Raw genomic sequence first — 19,972 nt, 5'->3', positions numbered from 1 at the left:
TTTAAAATTACGCCAGCTGATTCAGTCAAGCCGGTGTGCTCAAAAAGAGATAGGGCGAACCGCTATTGATGTGGTTCGCCCCTCTGTGACTTACATTTCTTTACGTGGGCTGTTGCGGTCCAGTACTTCGTCAATCAGGCCGTATTCTTTGGCCATCTCTGCGGTCATCCAGTTGTCACGGTCGCAGTCCTCTTCGATCTTATCATAAGGCTGCCCGGTGTGCTGAGCAAGGATTTCATACAGTTGTTTTTGCAGATCCTTGATGAGCTTATAGGAAATTTCCATGTCAGTAACCTGTCCCTGCATACCACCGAGTGGCTGATGGATCATTACCCGGCTGTGGCGCAGGCAGGTCCGTTTGCCTTTCTCACCGGCAGTGAGCAGCACGGCACCCATGGAAGCCGCAAGGCCGGTGCAAATGGTGTTCACATCGGGTGCGATGTACTGCATGGTGTCGTAGATGCCGAGCCCGGCGATTACGCTACCGCCCGGGCTGTTGATGAACATCTGTACATCCCGCTTAGGGTCATCAGATTCGAGAAAGAGCAACTGGGCCTGAATGACATTGGCTACGTAATCATTTACGGGTACGCCCATAAAAATGATACGGTCCATCATCAAGCGGGAGAAGACGTCCATTGGGAAGACGTTCTTGATGCGCTCGTCGATAATGGCGGTCGTGAAACCTTGTACGTTAGGGCCAGCACCCATGCCCATTGGAGTGGCCTGGTCGATGTATTTTTCGAGGTGCATGCTACTCATGCCAAGGTGCTTGGTAGCATACTTCATGAATTCGTTCTTCTGGAACATGCGCTTTTTGCTTTAAGATCTTTTCTGGAGAAAAAAACTCCAATGCGGTTTGAATATCACCTGTAGTAACAAAACAGGTGCCCTGCGGTTGAACAAATGAAAAAAAGACTTGGAGATACCGGTCAAATATCAGAAAATACTCAACCAGCACGCGGCCCAAGTCTTTTTCAGCACAGCTTATTCTTCTTCCTCTGCAAGAGCAGCCGGTGCATTGGCTGCTTGCGCCGCCTTAACGGCTTCTTCAAACACCTCCAGGCTGACTTTCTTTTCCGCTACTTTCACGTTCTTAATCAAGGCATCAAAAGTACGGTCGGTGAGCACCTCTTCGTACAGCTGCTCTACCTGCTTTTGGTCCTGAAGGATGCGCTGCGCAGTACTGTCAACGATCTGCTCCATGCCCGGCATCGACTGTCCACCAAAGTACTGACGGATACGGTTGCGTGCCGCTTCTACGAGATCCTCGTTGCCCACTTCAATTCCAAAGCGCTCCACCAGCTTATTGCGGATCAGCGACCATTGAAGGTTCTTTTCGAAGTGGTCATACTCTTTTTCGATCACTTCCGCCTCTACTTCCTCGTTGTTGGATTTCATCCAACGCTTCAGGAAGCCTTCGGGGAATTCCATCGGGTTCAGTTCCAGCAGTTTCTCTTGTATGTCCCGGGACATCAGCGCCTCGGCCTGACTGTTGTAAAAGCCGGTGATTCGCTCACGGATTTTTTCGCGTGCTTCTTCTTCTGAGCTTACTTCGCCTTCGCCGAAATTTTGATCGAAGAATTCCTGGTCCATTTCAGCCGGAGCGATGCGGGTCACTTCCGCAATAGTGGCTTCAAATTCGTTGTTGAAGGTTCGTTCGTCTTCCTCGTCCATGTTGAGGTAGTACTTACGGGCATAGTCTTCGTCCCGCCCTTCTTCCACATTCAGGAGGTCTACTTTGAGCTTGTCGCCCTGCTTCTTCTCGGACAGCGTCTTCTTCAGGTCCTCATTGGTGTTTTGACCGATGAGCAGGCTGAATTCGGAAGTGATGCCGTCCTCTTTGGGCGTCTCCCCATCCAGCTCAACGATTTCAAGCTTCACCATATCGTTATCGCGGATTTCTTCCTCGACCGCTTTGCGTTCGCCGCTGCGCTTGCGGGCGGCCTGCAGGTCTTCATCAACCATTTCTTCTGAAGGGTCAACGGCCATCTTTTCGAAAGTCGTGTTTTCGTCGGCACCTTCCACTTCGAAATCGGGAGCGAGCCCCAGGTCAAACTTGAACACATAGTCCCGAAACGTTTTCAGGTCAAAGTCTTGTAGTTCCTGATCTGCGGAAGGGAGGGGTTGCCCCAGTATTTTGATATCGTTGTTGGTCAGGTAGTCGTAGAGCTCTTGTTGGAGCATCTCGTTGATGACATCCGCCAGTACGCCTTTACCATACATCTTTTTGAGTACGGAAGCCGGGGTTTTTCCTTTACGGAAGCCCTTCATATTGGCTTGCTTGCGGTATTTGTTGAGTTCCGTCTTAAATTTAGACTCGTAGTCGCTTTTTTCGAGCGTTACCGTGAGTACGGCATTCAGGTTGTCGATATTTTCGTGTTCGACTTTTGGCATAACGCTTGGCGTTTGATGAATTCAATGTAAAGATGCAGGCTCTAAACGTTTGTGAGAACCCGTGACCCGAAGTGAAAGTTTGAATGCTTGGTTGTCGGGTATGAATAATAAAGGCTGCATAACCGGTAAGCGCTCATGCAGCCTTTGCGATCAGCGGGCATTGATGTTTTTTGTGTAAAACACACAAACCACGCTCGCTGGTATTTTCAGGATTGCAACTCATGACAAAAGCTGCCTGTTCATTTTTTGTGCGGGTGGAGGGACTCGAACCCCCACGCCGTAAGGCACTAGATCCTAAGTCTAGCACGTCTACCAATTTCGCCACACCCGCTTTAAAGTCGGCTGCTCATCAGGCTTTAGGGCTACGTTTAGCGCCTGTGAGTTGCCACATTGTACTAAATGAGCGGCAAAGATAAGGTTTTTGTTCGGAAACTACTATATGATCAGGAAAAAAATAAATCCTGCCATTGCTGATGAAATACATCCCAGGATACTAAGCGAAAAGTAGGGTGAAAACGGTATTCTTTTTATTAGATTTGTATGTGCAGGTTGCCAACAGGCTCAAATAGCACTTCTAAACACTCCCTACCAAAAAGCCCTATTACCTTTTTTTGACTAATGGCAGAAGTGAAGGCTTTTTGCTGTAGAAGCAGCGGTATAAATAAAACGCTATTTCTTGTCTGGCAAGATGAAACGTTTTTTTATATATGTCGTTGAATATTAAATATTTGTGAAAGTCAAAGCTGAAAGTGGACGATAAGGGCCGTCCATGCGTTTTAATAAGAAGCGAATCAAATCTGTATAGGTGAACTAACAAATTACTAATCCAGCAGGACACAAAAGATTATGGCAGAGGTATTAATCGGAAATAACGAAGAAAAACAGCTCATACAGGGGGCGTACCGCGATTTGCTCCGGTCTATTAAGTCTGATATGTCAAAAGAAGACCGGGTAAATATCCGGGCCTCCTATGAATTGGCAGTGCAGGCGCACGCTGCCCAGCGGCGAAAGTCCGGGGAGCCTTACATTCTCCACCCCATCGCTGTTGCGAAGATCTGCGCAGATGAGATAGGCCTCGGGCCAACTGCTATCATTTGTGCCCTGCTCCATGATGTTGTAGAAGATACGGATGTCACCCTGGACGACATCCGCAAACAATTTGGAATACGGATTGCTAAAATTGTGGATGGGCTGACAAAGCTGGATAGTGCCTATAACGCAGAGAGCCCGCAGGCCGAAAACTTTCGTAAGGTTCTGAGTACACTGGTTGATGACGTCCGCGTGGTCCTCATTAAGATGGCGGACCGCCTGCACAACATGCGTACCCTGGGCGCGATGCCCCGCCACAAGCAGTTGAAAATTGCTGCGGAGACGAGCTATGTGTATGCACCACTTGCTCACCGCCTGGGCTTGTACAACGTCAAAACAGAGTACCTCGACCTCTGTATGAAAATTACAGACCCGGATGACTACCGGGAGATTGCCCGTAAACTCGCTGAAACGAAGCGGTCCAGAGAAGACTATATCGCTGCATTTATTGAGCCCCTGAAGAAGAAACTCGATGAGCTCGGCCCCCACTACCAAATCGTCGGGCGGGCCAAGTCGATTTACTCCATCTGGAATAAGATCAAAAATAAGAATGTCCCGTTCGAAGAAATTTATGACCTCTTCGCGGTGCGGATTATTGTGGAGGTGCCCATCGAACAGGAAAGGTTAATTTGCTGGCAGATTTACTCGATCGTTACGGATGTGCACACGCCTATCCCCGAGCGTCTCAAAGACTGGATTACCACGCCGAAGTCGAATGGTTATGAATCTCTTCACACTACCGTTATTGGTCCGAAGGGCCGCTTTGTGGAGGTGCAAATCCGCTCCGTACGTATGGATGAAATTGCCGAGCGAGGCTTTGCTGCGCACTGGAAGTACAAGGGCGTATCCCGGAACCCGGACCTTTACGAGCGCTGGCTGGATAGTGTCCGTGAAATCCTGGAGGACCCGCAAACTGACGCGGTAGAGTTTCTTGGTGATTTCAAATCCAACAACCTCTTCAACGAAGAAGTTTTTGTCTATACTCCTAAAGGCGATATGCGTATTTTGCCGAAAGGCGCTACTGCGTTGGACTTTGCCTTTGGTATCCATTCTGATGTCGGGTATCATTGCCAGGCCGTTCGGGTGAACAACCGCATCGTGCCCATGGGCTACGAACTCCGCAACGGGGATCAGCTTGAGGTCATTACCAATAAAAAGCAGCACCCCACCGAAGACTGGCTGAAGATGATCACAACGGGTAAGGCCCGCTCCAAGATCCGCTCTGCTATGAAAGAGGAGCGCCGGCAGCAGGGGGAAGTCGGACGGGAAGCATTGGAGCGCAAGCTTAAGCCGTTAAAGGTAGACTTCGAGGAGGCTGTAGAGCAACTGGTGAAGTTTTACGACACCACCTCTCACGTGGATTTGTACTTTGCCATTGCTACAGGGGAGCTCCATCTCAATGATATCCTGAAAACCCATCAGGTCGAAGTTTACAACGATGGCTCCCGCCATCTGGCAGAAGTCCCTGAAAAACCAGTGCAGGTAGAGCGGGCACCAGAAGACCTGCCGAAAAAGCGCCGTCAGAAAATTACAGATAAACCGCGCCTGCTCATCAATGGAGAGCCGGCGGAGCGGTTTGAATATTCCTTTGCCAGTTGCTGTAATCCAGTACAGGGAGACGCTATTTTTGCGTACCTTACGGCTAATGCCGGGCTTAAAATCCACCGTTCTAATTGCCCCAATGCCACTAATTTGATCGCCCACTACGGTTACCGGGTCATGAAAGCGGATTGGGTGTCCACAACCAATTCTACTTTCGTAGTTAATCTGAAGATTACAGGTATTGATGATGGGCCCGGGGTGATTGAGCGGTTGACGCACAGCATTTCAACCAACCTTGGGCTTAACATCCGCTCTTTCAGCATCGAAGGCGATGAGGGCTACTTTACGGGGCAGGTTAGCCTGTTGGTGAAGAATACCGATCAGCTGTACATGGCGATTCAGGGGCTCAAGAACTTAGAGAACATCTCAACTGTTACGAGAGTAGAATAATTTTTTGCAACAAGTTATTGGATATGAGCGCGGGCAGAACACAAGAGGAAATCATCAAGGAAGTAAAGAATATTTTTGCTTCCCACCTGGAGCAAAACAACTTTCGGAAGACGCCGGAACGCTTTGCAATCCTGGAAGAAATCTACAAACGGACTGACCATTTTGATGCAGAAGCGCTCTACATCCACATGAAAAACCAAAATTATCGGGTAAGCCGGGCTACGGTTTATAATACCTTGGAATTACTGGTGAATTGCGACCTGGTCAAAAAGCATCAATTTGGCAAAAACCTGGCGCAGTACGAGAAGTCCTACGGTTATAAACAACACGATCACCTCATCTGCGTTGATTGTGGGAAGGTTTTGGAGTTTTGTGATCCACGCATTCAGCAAATCAAGAGTATGATGGGAGAGCTGCTAAAGTTCAAAATCACTCACCACTCTCTTAATCTATACGGACAATGCGATGGTGCCTGCCCCCGCACTACGGGGGTAAATACAGACGCTGAGGCTGCCAAATCGTAAGAAACATCTACTGCACCCATGAACCTAAACTACTCCCTGGCCGAACAAGACGGCATTCAGGTTTTACAGATTAAAGACCTCCTGAGTGAGCATGCGAATCGAGAAATCATCAAAGCTGTTGAGCACAAGCTTAGCGAAGGGTATTCCTCCTTTGTGGTAGACCTGGGGGCTATTGAATACATGAATAGCGTTGGGCTCAACTTCCTGCTCACCATGCGTGCCCGCTCCAAAGAGAAAGGTGGGGGGCTTGTGGTCGCCAATGTTTCCGAAAAGGTTAAAAGCCTGCTCGATATGACCAAGCTGACGCCAATGTTTGTTATGACTGCTTCCGTAGAACAAGCGTTGCAGGAAGTGCAGCAAAACTGATGCTCACTTTTGGGCAAAAGACCAAACAGAGCCGTCTTTCTACCCGCCTGTCTTGCAGGGCTTAAAGTGACGTGATGCCCCGCCCTGTGAACCAGAGAATAGAAAACTTAGGATTATTAAACCTGCCGGATACGGGTATTCCGTCAGGTTTTGTTAATTTGCTCCCTTTGTTAGAAAACGAAAACAACCCGGTCCGCCCATTGGGCCCGCCGGGTTTCTAAATCAAAACAAAATGGCGATTGACGTGATCCTCGGGCTGCAATGGGGCGACGAGGGAAAAGGTAAAATTGTTGATTACCTGGCATCCGATTACGATATAGTAGCCCGCTTTCAGGGCGGCCCCAATGCTGGGCATACCCTAAAATTTGATGGGAAGAAATTTGTGCTCCACACTATACCTTCCGGCATTTTTCGGCCTGCTCAGAAAAACCTGATCGGCAACGGGGTCGTCATCGATCCAATCACCCTGTCCAAAGAGCTTGATAAGCTGCGTGATGCCGGGGTCAGCTTTGCGGACCGCCTGTTCATCTCTAAAAAGGCTCATCTGATTTTGCCTACCCACCGGCTGCTGGACGCCGCTTCTGAGAATGCGAAAGGCAAGGCGAAAATCGGCTCTACTTTAAAAGGAATCGGGCCTACCTACATGGACAAAACGGGCCGTAATGGCTTACGGGTAGGGGATATCGCCCGTGCCAACTTCATGGAGCGTTACCAGGCGCTAAAAGATAAACACCTCAGCCTGCTGGAAATCTACCCGCCTACCGATTTTGACCTGGAGGCGGAAGAGGCCCGCTGGATGGAATCCCTCAATGTACTTCGGCAACTCCTGATGGTTGATGGCGAATACTACATTAACGAGGCGCTGAAGGAGGGCAAAAAAATCCTGGCCGAAGGCGCACAGGGCTCTATGCTGGATATCGATTATGGTACTTATCCCTTTGTGACCTCTTCCAATACCATTTCAGCCGGTGTTTGCACAGGTTTAGGAGTAGCCCCAAGCCAAATTGGCGAAGTCATCGGCATCACCAAAGCCTACTGTACACGGGTGGGCTCAGGCCCTTTCCCCACTGAACTGCACGATGAAACCGGTGAGCGCCTGCGTGCCGAAGGCGGAGAGTTTGGTGCGACGACCGGGCGGCCCCGCCGCTGCGGTTGGATAGACCTGCCGCAATTGCGCTACACCATCATGGTAAATGGCGTAACCCAAATCGTCATGACTAAAATTGATGTGCTGAATGCGTTTGAAGAAATTCAGGCGGGTGTAGGCTACCGGATAGATGGGCAGCAAACTCAGCTTTTACCTTACGATATCTGTGACCAGGATATTCAGCCTATCTTCGAGGCACACAAAGGCTGGGAAACCACACTTGAAAACATCACCACTTTTGAGGCGTTGCCCCAGGCGGCTAAAGACTATGTCTACTACATAGAGGAACAGCTGGGCGTCAAAGTTTCCATGATTTCCACCGGCCCGGAACGCGAAAAACTCATCGTCAAGTAACGCTGCTATTTCCTTGCGGTAATGATGTATTGATAGTCAAGAACGGTGTCATTGGTTTTTATGTTTGTATAGCCGTTCTCGTACATCATTTCCTCCAGCTCATACAACGGCAGCCGTATGGCAGAAGGCGGCCCAATATTGGTGCGCTTTCGCTTAAAGTCGACAATCATCAAAGTCCCGTTTGCTGAAAGGCACTGTCGGAGCGTTTTGAGGTAACTGTCTTTGTCTTGTATGTACATGAAGGTATTGACAATCATGATGACGTCAGCCTCTTCGGGAGCCAGATTCGGGTGTGTAGGGGATGCCAGCCGTGTCTCCAGTCGGCGGGCAGCAGTTTCGTCCATTTCCAGTACCTTGACGCTATCGATATAGTTGAGAAAGCGCTGATCAATATCAATTGCGATGACCTTCGCTGCCTTTTGGGTAAGGCGCTTGGCAAAAAAGCCGGTCCCGGCGCCAATATCGGCTACGGTCTTATTCTCCAAATCCCCCAGCATACTAAGGATCATCTCCGGCTTTTGCCAGACCATCCGGTTGGTATTTTCGTACATCTCTTTTTCCTTCACCAGTGCCTTGGTTTCCGGGATGGTGTCTTCCGGTGCATTGGGAGCGGGCTCAGTGGCAGGTGTATTTGCTGAAGTCCCGGTTTGCTCCGAAGAAGCAGAGGGCTGACAGGACCAGATCATGGCCGAAGTCAGGACCAGCAGAAAAAGCAGTAGTCGGTATCGCATATAGAAGTTATTTCTACCAAAGTTAGTAAACCTGATTTAATCATAACGATGCACTTTACCCGGGCGCGGCTTACTCTTCGCAGAGGGAGAGCAGAAACTGCTCCATAGCCTTCCGTACGGTTCCTCCCGGCCCCTCATAACGGTTGAGGATAATGCAAAAAGCGAGGCGCTGCCCACTTCGGGTGGTGGCATAGCCTGTTAGGGCACGGACGCGCTCCAGCGTGCCGGTCTTGGCCAGTAGCCGCCCCTCGGCAGCAGTCCCCTTGAGCGTATTCTTCAGGGAGCCGCTACGGCCGGCTACCGGTAGGGAGGCCTCAAAGGGTTCAAAAACAGCAGGAGGGCCTATCGCCATTTTACGCATGAAAGCGGCCAGAAATCTTGCGGATACGGCGTTGCCTTCAGACAAGCCACTGCCATCGTCCAGGAAAACACCTTCCCAGCTCAGCCCACGTTCTTCCCAGTAAGCTTGTATCGCTTTATGGCCAGCGGCATAACTGCCTTCTTGTGCTTTTTCCCAACCCATCGCCCGCACCATCGCTTCGCAGTAGAGGTTAACACTCTCCATGTTGGTCCGTTCCACAATACTGGCGAGGGTGGGGGAGTAATGGGTGTAAATGGTCGTCCGCTCCCGTGCCGGTGGTGAGAATTGCCGGCTGGCCCCGCTGCAAAGAATACCAACGCCTGCCAGTTCTTGTTGTAGTAGTTGGGCAAAGAGCAAAGGAGGGTCAGGCAGTGCCCCCTTGATGGTGAACACCCCACTGCCAGCGGGTATACTGCCCCGTACATAGCGCTCCATTTGGTAGGGTGCTCCAAAAATATAGGCATTATCGCCGGAGCGGGGGCTACCGGAAGTTACCTCGTTTTGGAAGGATAGTCCGGGGACGGAGGGCGTGGTGCCGGTAATACGGGGCTGCCGGCCCTCAGCCGTTTGTTCAAAATGCAGTTCGTGCAGGTTTTCGTGCCAGTTTAGGGACCAGGCCCCGGCAGCGTAGTAATTGCCCATATCTTCCCACTGCCAGGTGCGGCAGTAGGCCTGCGACCCGAAAGCAGAAGCATCACCAATGATAGGGCCTTTGACGTGGCGGATGCCGGCCCGTTGCACAGCCAGACGGAATAGCCGCAGGGTCTCCTCCGGGCCAGTGGCGGCCTCGAGCAGGGGAGAGCCCAGTGTAGGGTCGCCATTGCCCTGTAGGTAGAGGCTGCCTTCCAGTACGCCGCTTTTGTTGAGCACGCCCTCGTATTGTAGGGCTGTTGAAAACCGGTAACCGGGGCCGAGCAGGGACAGGGCGCTTCCGGTGGTAAGGACCTTCAGGTTGGACGCCGGTTTGAGGCTGAGGCCCGGATCAACCTGAGCTACCGTTTTGCCGGATGCAATATCGATGACACAGAGGCTGATGCTGCCATGTTTCAGTGCCGGGTGGCTGGCCAACTGGTCAGCGGCTTTCTGCCAGCTGCTTTGTGCACCAGCCTCCCACCCGAAGCTGAGCAGGTACAGGGCTGCGATGAGATATCGGTACATAAGGAAGCTATTTTAGGGTTGAGCAGGCAATACTTTTCCGGCTGCTTCACCAAAGCCAATCCGCAGGCCATTGTGCGCACAGTAACCGCGCATCGTGACCGTGTCCCCGTCGTGAATAAACTTACGCTCACTGCCATCGGGCATAGCGATAGGTTTGGTACCCCGCCAGGTCAGCTCCAGCATCGAGCCATAGGAAGACGCATCGGGCCCGCTAATGGTACCGGAAGCCATAATATCACCCACCCGGAGATTGCAGCCATTGACGGTATGATGTGCCAACTGTTGCGCCATGGTCCAGTACAGGTACTTGAAGTTGGACGCACAAACGGTTTTTTCTTCTCCGTTTTCCGGCCTGATTGCCATGCTGATATTGATATCAAAAGTATGAGCGCCTTCCGTCTTCAGATACGGCAGTGGCTCCGGGTCTTGCTTGGGGCCGGTGGTCCGGAAAGGCTCAAGGGCATCCAGCGTGACAATCCATGGGGAGAGGGTAGAAGCAAAGCTTTTGCCCAGGAAAGGCCCAAGCGGCACATATTCCCATTTCTGAATATCGCGTGCCGACCAGTCATTGAAGAGCATCATCCCAAAGATATACTTTTCGGCATCCGCTACGCCTACCCGGCTGCCAAGCGCCGTGCTTTGGCCCACCACGAAGCCCATTTCGAGCTCAAAATCAAGCAGTTTGGAGGGTCCGAAAACCGGCTGATCGGCATCCTGTGGAATTTGCTGCCCCATTGGACGGCGTACCGGTGTGCCGGAAACTACGATGGAGGAAGCCCGCCCGTGGTAGCCAACCGGCAAGTGGAGCCAATTGGGCATGAGGGCGTTTTCCTTGCCCCGGAACATGGTGCCGACGTTAGTGGCATGCTCCCGGCTGGAGTAAAAGTCGGTATAGTCGCCTACCTCCACCGGCAGGAGCATGGTTACTTCATTTTGCGGGTGCAGGAAGTAATCTGCAAGCTGACTGGCATCCCAATCTTCGAGGTCATCATCCAGGACTTCAGAAATCCGGTTGCGTACCGCACGGGTTTTCGTTTTGCCCAGCGCTATGAAGTCATTGAGGGTCGGTTGGGCAAAGACCTCCCGGGGTATATCAAGGTCATCGAAGAAGCCATGCTCTGACAAAACCTGCAAATCGGCAATTTGATCCCCGATTGCCGTACATATTCTGGGCAGCAGGCCCGGGGTCTTGAATACCCCAAAAGGCAGGTTTTGGATCGGGAAATCGCTGCCCTCGGGTACGGGCACCCATGATTTAAGCTTAGGATCGTTTGCTTTTATCATTACAATTTGGTTTTGGGCAAATGTAGGAAAATTACTGCAGCACCACTTTGTGGACCTCCACCCGATCGCCCATTTGGAGGTAGAGCCAGTACAAGCCTGCGGGCAACGGGTCGAGCTTCAGTGTGCTCCATGCGCCGATGGGCTGTTCCTGTATGCATTGCCCCTGCGCGTTGCGGAGCTGCATTTTGGCGGTGTTAGCCCCCAAGGGCAGCCTGATTTGCAGCAAACCGGAAGTCGGGTTGGGGAAGACCCGGGCGCGGGTGACTGTACCTTCGTCTCGTGCCGCAGTAGCTGCCCCTTCTTTGAAGAAAGAGTAGATCGAACTGTACGCCGCTCCGCATCGGTTGAGGGCACTCACCCGCCAGTAATATTGGCCGGCGTCCAGCTCGGCAGACAAGGAAAAGTAGGGCTGTGTCACGGTTTTGCTAAACGCTAAGGCCTGAAACGCCGTATCCGTACTGATTTCCAGCCGGAAACTATCTGCTCCTACTGAAGGCGACCAGGAGAAAGATTGCTCCCCCTGGAAAACCGGCGAAGCATCATCGGGGGTAAGTAATATTGGCGCATTGGGCGGGCTGCTGATATGGAGCTCTGACTCACAGAAGTGGTAGGCCGTACCATCTCCACCATAGATGATGATGTCGTTTTGGGTAGCTGAATACATGCTGTCCAGCGTGAGTGTGGCAAAGGTGCCGGGCAGGGCTACTTCGGGTTCAAAAGTGGCCGCAATGCCATCGGGTAGGCCTGCAATGCCGAGTGTTACAGGCTGTTCAAAACCAGTGCCGACAAAGAACTCAAATGTTTCAGTTTGGTTGGTGCAGGCTTCCAGGACATCGCTTTCCAGGAACAGTTCCGGGGCAGGAGGGTAGGTGGTGCAAATCTCCAGCTCCCAGTTTTTTAATTGCCCCCCGTCCTGGCTGAAATTATCGAATAAGATGAGCTGCCATTCGCCGGCTGCTACTTCGCCAATTAAGGAGGAAAGGGGCGTGCCGGGCCTGAATTCGCCGGCAATAGCGGGCTCGTTGCCACAGGTGCCCTCCAGGTCAAAGGGGCTGGCGTCAGCATCATCAGAGAAATGCAGGAAGAGGTCGTTACCGGAGCAGCCAAAGGGGATCAATGGGAAGCCGGGGCGGTCAAAGAGCTGTACTGCGGAGCCTCCCGGCGAGCGCAGCATCCCGGATAAGTCACCTACGTAGGTATGCTCGATGTCGATATTACGCAATGCTACAGAACCAATAGAGCCTGTTATGTCCAGGTCCAGGGCAGAGGAAATGGTATTAGGGCTGCTGCTGGAGATGGTAAGGGGGATGTCGGTAGCGTTGACCGTTTGGCAGCGGATGGCAGAGGTGCGGAAGCGCACGCCATCAGACCAGTTTCCGGGGCCGCAAAGGTTTCTGGCCCGGACTCTGTAGTAGTAGCTGCTGTAGGGTTCGAGGTTTGTGCTTTGGTAAGTGGTATTGGCCAGATTGGAAAGCGAGGCCAACAGGTTGTTAAAACCAGCATCGGCTGCAATCTGTAAATCGTAGCCTGTCGCATTTGCGGAAGCCGACCAGGAAAAGACCGGCGCTAAAGACACCCCAACTGCTTCGGGGGCCGGGTTTTGAGTGAGGACGGTTTGAGGGGCCTCTGCTACCAGAAAAATAGAGGTCGGCTCCGTCACGGAGTTGTATTCATCTGTAGCAGTGACGGAGAAGCTGAGGAGCCCTGTAGTCAGGTTGTTGCCATAGGCATTAAGGGTAAGCGTTACGGTGCTGCCGCCAAAAATATTTCCGGTGCTCAGGCTATAGTCCACCCCTGCAGGCAACCCATTGACCTCGAGGTCTACCATGCCGGTGAAAGCCTCCGCAATTTCGATTTCGAAATTGGCCGTACCGGGAATGCAAATAGCCGTGACCGCCGGCTCAATAAAAATCGAAGCGTTGCAACTGGACAGCCAACGGCCTTCCAGGAAGAATAAATTCTCTCCGTTTGGCGCCAGCCAGTCCCTGAGGCGGGAGGTAGATGTGCCACCGCCTTCCCAACTCGACCGGATCCAGCCAAAGGCATCGTATTGGTCGTTGCTGCAACTTGCGCCGCCACCGTGCAATTGCCCCACAATCCGGCCTTGTTTATTGAACAGAGGCGCACCCGATGAGCCGACCTCCGTGCTGCCCACGCTCCAGTCCGGCACAATCAGGTGGTTGCCGTTAGGTACCTCCTGATTGCCATTGCCCCACATGCCCGGGTAAGTATCATTGAAGGCAAAGCTGATTCGTTTCTCTGCACCGTCCGGATGGTGTACACAGATCACAGTATCCTGTGGGGGCGTGGCTTCCCGCGACCAGCCTGCAAAATAAGCTTGCGACGAAGCCGGGATGGGGTCATCCAGTTCCAGCAGCACAAAATCAGAAGGTTGATAGCCGGCCCGGTATGTCGCTCCGGTATTAAAGTTGTTGAGGGAGCCATTGCCAGGGTTGCTGCTGGCAACGGTGCCTGGTTGGCGGCAGAAGCTGTTTTGAAAGTTCCAGTACACGACCACCGAAGGGGCTTCTGATGGGGTCACATCACAATGGAAAGCGGAAAGGAAATAGGGCCGGCAGTCATTGGCCGTGTTATTGATCAGTGCGCCGGTACAGAAGGTCTCCCCTCCTGTCCCGTATACCGCTACCGATTGAATGATATCCCGGTAGAGGTCTACAATGCCCCAGCCATTCGCTTCCCCACAGAGGACGTCGAGATGGCAGGCCCCTGTGGTGACGCCATAGAAGTTGAGGAAGTCGTGGTTGATACTAGTCAGGCGCAGGCGCAGGTTGGCGCGCTCTTCGGTCGGGACGACTACCTCAAGTACGAGTTCGTCTCCACCAAGCACTGGTGTCCATAATTGCTGGTGGCCTTCGTTATCAGAGGGGGTGAAGGGGCCAAGGGTCTCCGTTTGCAATGGGTCATAGAGCAGGAGTTGTCCGCCGCGCGGCATGTAGTATTCGGTGAAGCCCAGGTTGATGGAATGGGCACCGGGCGATTGAATACGGAGCCGCCAAAGCTCATAGCCTCCGGGCAGGCTTTCCCAAAGCCCGGTATCGGCCGGCCGGATATCTACTGACCGTCGTTGCGCAAAACGTGGTGCCCGGTCGGGGCTTCGGCTGTCCAGTTCAGTTTGTAGCAAAGCTTCATTGTCCAGCGCAGGCAAAGCGACCACTGGCACAGCTGCAAGGGGGGACGCCCCTGATACAGGGACGGTTCGTTGTCCAAAGGCTTGCATTGGAACGATCAGGGCCAATAGATATAGCAGACGATGATGCATGCTGTGTGTTCTATAGTTTTCTCATGGTATGCTGAGCTACAGGCAATGTACTACAATTCCGCATTGCAGGCAATCAGGGATAGCTATTAAGCGCAATTGCCGACACTCCTTTTGCTACTGCCCGGCGAGGAAGAGGGCATTGCAGAACAACAGTTTGCCTTCTTCCCAGAAACCACGGAACAAAGGATTGTCGATCAGGTAGATGGCAGCGCCCCTGCCTTTGTTTTCGATGCCGAATACCAGCGTGTTCTCTAGTTGTTTTACAGCCTGACTGCCGGCAAAACCAATGGGCGTTAGCGGGCTTTCCAGATAGCCGATGCTCCATCCCTGGTCCAGAAGGTTAAATGCTGCACCTGATGTTTTCAGGCTGTAGTAGGTGCTCCCCAGGCCAAATCCCAGTGGATGGGTGGTGTCCACCTTAACCGGGAAGATAGCGCCGGGGATGTAATTGGAAATAGCCCTCCGGCTACTGCCGCCGTAGGGTTCAGGAGTGGTGACCGCTTCCACGCTCTTTTCGGCTTCTTTTTTGGAAAGACTGAAGCCGGGTTGGCCCACCAGGACCTGATTGGCGCTGCCCAGGGCAATCAGGCGGCCGCCTTCGCGCATCCACCGTTGCAGTGCCTGATTGGTCGGTTCGTCAATGGTGTAGCGCCCTTCTGCCAGGACAATGACGTTGTATTCGTTGAGGTCTGTGGAAGCCAGGTTATCAGCCGGCAGTAGGGAAAGAGGGTGTTCGAGGACCTGCTCGAAAAAATGCCATACTTCTCCATAATTGCTTTCACTTACGGAGCTGCCTGCAAACAGGGCTACTTTAAGCGGTTTCAGGAAGTTCAGATTATCAGAGCCCAGGTCAAAGCCCTCGTCAGAGAACCCGGTTCTTAAGGCTCTGATCTGTTGCCCGTATTCTTTGGCAACCAGCCTCACCTGATCGTCAAAATCCGGCATTTTACGGTTGTCGGCCTGAGTGATAACCAGGGTGCCCCCTGTGTAGTCTTCGCCCTGAATACCAAAGGAAGCCGTAGCGTAGCGCACCTTGATACCCTGCCGTTGCAAGGCGGCCAGGAAGCGGGCATCCGCTATGGATGTCCAGGCAGAGACATAGGCATAAGCGCGTTCTTCAGTGACGGGCTTGGCAACAGGGAATTCGTAACCGGTATCGGCATTGATTTTTTCGCTGCTGGCCAATGCCTTTAGCCCGTAGGCATAGGGTAGCGCCCAGGCGGTGATGTCGTAGGTCAGAGAGTCTTCCAGCTTTGGCGCTGGCTCAAACAAGACCTGGACAAGGGTAGACTGCGGTTGATAAGCGCTGACGATCAAGTCGCCTTTCTCCACCGATACGCTTGCTTTTTTGCCGCTTTGGTAGTCAAAGGCAGAAAGCTTGCGGTTTTCGGTTGCAGTGCCGTACTGAATATTATTGTGGTCGAGCAGCCTCGCCAGTGCTTTCAATTTCCCCACCGGATTATCTTTACTGATGACATAAGACCGGTATTCGCCCATGGGGTCCCGCAGCGCTTGATCAAAGTAGGCTCCAAACTTTTCCAGTAGCGCAGCGCTCGACCGGTAAGCTACTTCTACAGTGGAGAGTGCCGTTTTTGTATGGTGCGCAATCCGGTCCTTCAGTGTAAGGGTATCCCCGTTTTCCATAAGTATCCCCCGGCCTGAAATCCCATGGCCTGCTTGCTCGTAAGTCATACCAACAGACCCATTGAACGTAGGGTAGGTATCACCGTAGCTGGGGTATAGCAAATCAAAAACCTCGCGGGTAAAATACAGCCACCCGTTTTGATCGAAGTGTTTAGCGTGATTTTGCCCGATTTCGTACTGGAAGTCAGACTGCCAGTCTGTGATGTGCTCGTGGTAGGGTGCTGCAGCGGGTGCAAAGTAATAAGGGTTATCCGGGTACTGTTCGTGGTAATCAACGTGTATATGCGGCATCCATTGCTGGTAGCGGCTCATTCTCTGCTGGCTTTCCACCTGTGTTTGCCAGGCCCAGTCGCGGTTGAGGTCAAAATGGTAATGGTTGACCCGCCCACCCGGCCAGGGCTCCTGATGCTCGAGGGTGGCAGGCTCCGGAGTATTGATGACCGGTGCCACCCGGCGGTACCATTCTGTATACCGGGCATACCCATCGGGATTGAGGGCGGGGTCCAGCAGTATGATAGTGCCTTCCAGCCACGTACGGGTTTCAGGATTATCTTCCCGGGCCAGTTCGTACAGTACGCTCATGCTGCTTTCGGTAGCGCCGGCTTCATTGCCGTGTACACCGAAGCTCAGCCAGACTATCGCTTTGTCCAGGCTGGCGTCCGGGGCTCCTTCTATCTGACGGGCCCGGCGAAGGTTGTTCTTCCGAATATCTTCTATACGAGACAGGTTGGCAGGGTCAGAGATGGTCAGGAGCAGCAAAGGGCGCCCTTCATTGGTGGTGCCATACTGCTCAAGTTGTACTCTTGGGCTTTGTGCCGCAACGTGCTCCATATAATCTACAACCACGTGGTGGGGCGTAAACTGCGCACCGTGCTGATACGGCAGGAACTCAGAGGGGGACAACAGTTGGGCGTTCAGGACGACAGGCAGCACCAAAGCTGCCCAAAATAGCAGGAATCGGGAACTCATGCGGGATTGGATTTTACACTAATTAGCCCGCAAAACTAATAATTTTATCCTTTCACTCCGGCTTAATAAACGGCTTCTGCAATCTGCCGGATGGTTTCGGAGTCGCCCATCGTGTAGTAATGCAGGCAGGGAGCGCCAGCAGCTTTGAGCTCTTTGGACTGCTGTATGCACCATTCTATGCCCACCTGACGGCGTGCTTCCGCATCCTTTGCATCCCGCAGGCCTCTTACCAGTTCATCGGGCAGGTCAATGTGGAAAATCCTGGGCAGGGCGTTGAGCTGATACTTTTTGGTCATGGGCTTCAAGCCGGGTACGATGGGTACCTGAATGCCATTCGCCCGGCATTTTTCGACGTAGTCGAAGTACTTTTGGTTGTCGAAGAACATTTGGGTGACGATGTAGTCGGCTCCGGCTTCGATTTTAGCTTTAGTGAACTCCATATCGGCATCCATATTTGGCGCTTCAAAGTGCTTTTCCGGATAACCTGCAATGCCGATGCAGAAATCTGATTTTGCCCCTTTTTCAATATTGGAGTCCAGGTATTTGCCCTCATTCATTTCAGCAATCTGCTTTACGAGGTCGATGGCGTAAGGGTGGCCGTTCTCTTCAGGGATGAACTTGCCGTCAAACTTACGGGCATCGCCGCGCAGAGCCAGGACGTTGTTGATATTCAGGAAATTGAGATCGATGAGAGCGTTCTCTGTATCTTCTCTGGTGAAACCACCGCAGATGAGGTGAGGTACAGCATCAACGCCATAGCGGTGCATGATTGCCGCACAGATGCCCACTGTCCCCGGTCGCTTGCGGATGGCCGTCTTCTCGTAGTACCCGCTGGAGCGCATTTTATAGATGAACTCCTCCCGGTGGTAGGTAACATCGATAAAGGGCGGCTTGAATTCCATGAGGGGGTCGAGGGTATCAAAGATGGCCTGCATACTGCCGCCTTTCAGCGGAGGCAGGACCTCAAAGGAAATAAGGGTTTGCCCGTTGGCTTTTTCGAAGTATTCTGTGACTTTCATGCGTGATTTTCAGTTTGCGCTCTCGCGAAAAACACGGCAAAGCTAAGCACTGCTCCGGTAAAATGCCACATATCTCTGTCATAAGCTGAAAAGTTGCACCGCTTTGACAAGCAGCACCGTGCTTCTTGCTGCCCATTGGTCCGTTTGTCGGTATTTTGGTGCTATTGGCCGGATTTAAACACACTTTGGGCGTGGGTTTTTTGACTACGCTGCTTTTTTGAATATTTTTGACTGAACGTTTGGTCAATATTTTAACAACATCGTTCTTACGAAGGAAAATGCCTGGATTAGCTTATGTCGCCACGCAGCAAAAAACAGTTTGAAGCCATGCGGCACCAAAGCATGGAAAATATCGCGAATGCGGCCCTGAGGCTATTTGGGGAGCAGGGCTACCATAGTACCTCTATTGCTCAGATCGCCCTGGCAGCGAGGGTTTCCAAAGGCCTGCTTTACAACTACTTTGAAAGCAAAGAAGCGTTGTTGCACTTCATTATTTTGCATGCCGTGGAGGTAGGGGAAGCTTTGCTGGAACAGGCGCTGGCCCAAAACAGCAGCCCGCAGGCACAGCTCAGGGCTTTTACAGAAGGGACCCTGTCCCTGCTGCAAAAAGACCCCATTTTCTGGCGGTTGCTGACGGCACTGGCTTTTCAGCAGGATATTCTGGAGGGGATTATGCCGCAACTGATGGAAAAACAAGGCACGGCCATGGCGAAAATCATTGCAGTATTCCAACAATTGGGCGTAAATAAACCTGAGGAAGAAGCCATGTACTTCAGCGCAGTCATGGACGGTATTGCGCTGCAGTTTGTGCAAATGCCCGATGGCTACCCACTGGACCGAATGAAAGAAAGGGTACTCAAACCGTACCTCGATCAATAACCGACGAAAAATATCATTTACATGAAACACATACTGCTGTTGCTATTGCTGATGCCGCTGATTGGCGGAGTGCTGATGGCAGCTAATGACCCGACTGCAAAAGAAATTATCCAAAAAGCGGATGAAAAGATGCGGGGCGAGTCCAACATCGCTTCTATCAAGATGAGCATCATCCGCCCCACCTGGGAGCGGGAAATGACACTCAAGAGCTGGGGCAAAGGCACGGAGTATTCCCTCATCGTGGTGATGGCGCCCGCTCGCGATAAAGGCACGGCTTTTCTCAAGCGCGAAAATGAAATCTGGAACTGGCAGCCGACCATCGACCGGACCATCAAAATGCCGCCTTCCATGATGATGCAGTCCTGGATGGGCTCTGACTTCAAAAACGATGACCTGGTGCGGGAGTCCAGTATCGTAACAGACTACGAGCACGAACTGCTGGGCACAGATACCATTGAAGGGCTGGCCTGCTATAAAATCAAGCTGACGCCCAAACCGGATGCGCCGGTTGTTTGGGGCGAGATCATCAGCTGGATCAGCAAAGAGGAATACTTGCAGTTGAAGAGCGAATTTTTTGACGAAGACGGCTATCTGGCACAAACCATTTACGGGAAGCAGGTCAAAGAAATGGACGGCCGGCTCATCCCTTCTGTCATGGAAGTGGTGCCTGCTGATGAGGAAGGGCATAAAACCCGCCTGGAGTACCTTAGCCTGGACTTTAACGAGCCCATGGAGCTGTCGTTCTTTTCCATTCAGAATATGAAGCGCGTAAAGTAAA

Annotated in this window: 14 protein-coding genes, 1 tRNA gene and 1 pseudogene; 6 read left to right on the top strand and 10 right to left on the bottom strand. The window is 52.2% G+C overall.

The window, feature by feature from the left end; genetic code table 11:
• Positions 1-90 precede the first annotated feature (90 nt).
• The 3 genes from RIC19_RS16950 to RIC19_RS16940 form a co-directional block, all read right to left on the bottom strand.
• Entirely contained in the window at positions 91-810 is a 720-nt protein-coding gene (locus RIC19_RS16950) for a ClpP family protease (protein ID WP_350179535.1), read from the bottom strand.
• Between the two features lie 177 nt (positions 811-987).
• Positions 988-2,397, bottom strand: a complete 1,410-nt coding sequence (gene tig / locus RIC19_RS16945; protein ID WP_350179534.1) for a trigger factor — start codon at positions 2,395-2,397, stop codon at positions 988-990.
• Between the two features lie 249 nt (positions 2,398-2,646).
• Positions 2,647-2,728 (bottom strand) — tRNA-Leu (locus tag RIC19_RS16940).
• A gap of 515 nt (positions 2,729-3,243) precedes the next feature.
• Between RIC19_RS16940 and RIC19_RS16935 the strand changes: the two genes are divergently transcribed.
• The 4 genes from RIC19_RS16935 to RIC19_RS16920 all read left to right on the top strand — a co-directional run bounded on the left by RIC19_RS16935 (position 3,244) and on the right by RIC19_RS16920 (position 7,869).
• Entirely contained in the window at positions 3,244-5,478 is a 2,235-nt protein-coding gene (locus RIC19_RS16935) for a RelA/SpoT family protein (protein ID WP_350179533.1), read from the top strand.
• A gap of 23 nt (positions 5,479-5,501) precedes the next feature.
• Complete coding sequence (locus RIC19_RS16930; RefSeq protein ID WP_350179532.1) at positions 5,502-6,002, top strand: Fur family transcriptional regulator; 501 nt, start codon at positions 5,502-5,504, stop codon at positions 6,000-6,002.
• An 18-nt stretch (positions 6,003-6,020) separates the two neighbouring features.
• Positions 6,021-6,368 carry an STAS domain-containing protein gene (locus RIC19_RS16925; protein WP_350179531.1) on the top strand — a complete coding sequence of 116 codons (348 nt, stop codon included), beginning with the start codon at positions 6,021-6,023 and terminating at the stop codon, positions 6,366-6,368.
• Positions 6,369-6,600: 232 nt separating this feature from the next.
• The gene (locus tag RIC19_RS16920) at positions 6,601-7,869 is read left to right on the top strand and encodes an adenylosuccinate synthase (RefSeq protein ID WP_350179530.1); all 1,269 of its coding nucleotides are present in this window, start codon (positions 6,601-6,603) and stop codon (positions 7,867-7,869) included.
• Positions 7,870-7,874: 5 nt separating this feature from the next.
• Here the strand turns inward: RIC19_RS16920 and RIC19_RS16915 are convergent, their stop codons facing one another.
• The 7 genes and pseudogenes from RIC19_RS16915 to metF form a co-directional block, all read right to left on the bottom strand.
• On the bottom strand, positions 7,875-8,600 hold the full coding sequence (locus RIC19_RS16915) for a class I SAM-dependent methyltransferase (RefSeq protein ID WP_350179529.1): 726 nt from the start codon (positions 8,598-8,600) through the stop codon (positions 7,875-7,877).
• A 70-nt stretch (positions 8,601-8,670) separates the two neighbouring features.
• On the bottom strand, positions 8,671-10,119 hold the full coding sequence (gene dacB, locus RIC19_RS16910; RefSeq protein WP_350179528.1) for a D-alanyl-D-alanine carboxypeptidase/D-alanyl-D-alanine endopeptidase: 1,449 nt from the start codon (positions 10,117-10,119) through the stop codon (positions 8,671-8,673).
• A gap of 12 nt (positions 10,120-10,131) precedes the next feature.
• Positions 10,132-11,403, bottom strand: coding sequence for a fumarylacetoacetase (gene fahA / locus RIC19_RS16905; protein ID WP_350179527.1), 1,272 nt, complete (start codon positions 11,401-11,403; stop codon positions 10,132-10,134).
• A 31-nt stretch (positions 11,404-11,434) separates the two neighbouring features.
• On the bottom strand, positions 11,435-13,231 hold the full coding sequence (locus RIC19_RS25780) for a T9SS type A sorting domain-containing protein (RefSeq protein ID WP_502930846.1): 1,797 nt from the start codon (positions 13,229-13,231) through the stop codon (positions 11,435-11,437).
• A gap of 222 nt (positions 13,232-13,453) precedes the next feature.
• Positions 13,454-14,641, bottom strand: a pseudogene (locus RIC19_RS25775) (trypsin-like serine peptidase); the annotation flags it as partial.
• Positions 14,642-14,797: 156 nt separating this feature from the next.
• Positions 14,798-17,296: a M14 family zinc carboxypeptidase gene (locus RIC19_RS16895; RefSeq protein WP_350179525.1), complete on the bottom strand. Its 2,499-nt coding sequence runs from the start codon at positions 17,294-17,296 to the stop codon at positions 14,798-14,800.
• Between the two features lie 62 nt (positions 17,297-17,358).
• Complete coding sequence (metF, locus tag RIC19_RS16890) at positions 17,359-18,315, bottom strand: methylenetetrahydrofolate reductase [NAD(P)H] (protein WP_350179524.1); 957 nt, start codon at positions 18,313-18,315, stop codon at positions 17,359-17,361.
• A gap of 327 nt (positions 18,316-18,642) precedes the next feature.
• Between metF and RIC19_RS16885 the strand changes: the two genes are divergently transcribed.
• Both RIC19_RS16885 and RIC19_RS16880 read left to right on the top strand, forming a co-directional pair.
• Positions 18,643-19,194, top strand: coding sequence for a TetR/AcrR family transcriptional regulator (locus tag RIC19_RS16885; protein ID WP_350179523.1), 552 nt, complete (start codon positions 18,643-18,645; stop codon positions 19,192-19,194).
• A gap of 21 nt (positions 19,195-19,215) precedes the next feature.
• Complete coding sequence (locus RIC19_RS16880) at positions 19,216-19,971, top strand: outer membrane lipoprotein-sorting protein (protein ID WP_350179522.1); 756 nt, start codon at positions 19,216-19,218, stop codon at positions 19,969-19,971.
• Position 19,972: the final 1 nt, after the last annotated feature.

The sequence above is a fragment of the Phaeodactylibacter sp. genome, assembly GCF_040219495.1.
In the GTDB taxonomy this organism is placed as follows: Bacteria; Bacteroidota; Bacteroidia; order Chitinophagales; family Saprospiraceae; genus Phaeodactylibacter.
The sequence above is the reverse complement of the archived record's forward strand: the minus strand, read 5'-3'. Positions and strand labels throughout refer to the sequence as shown.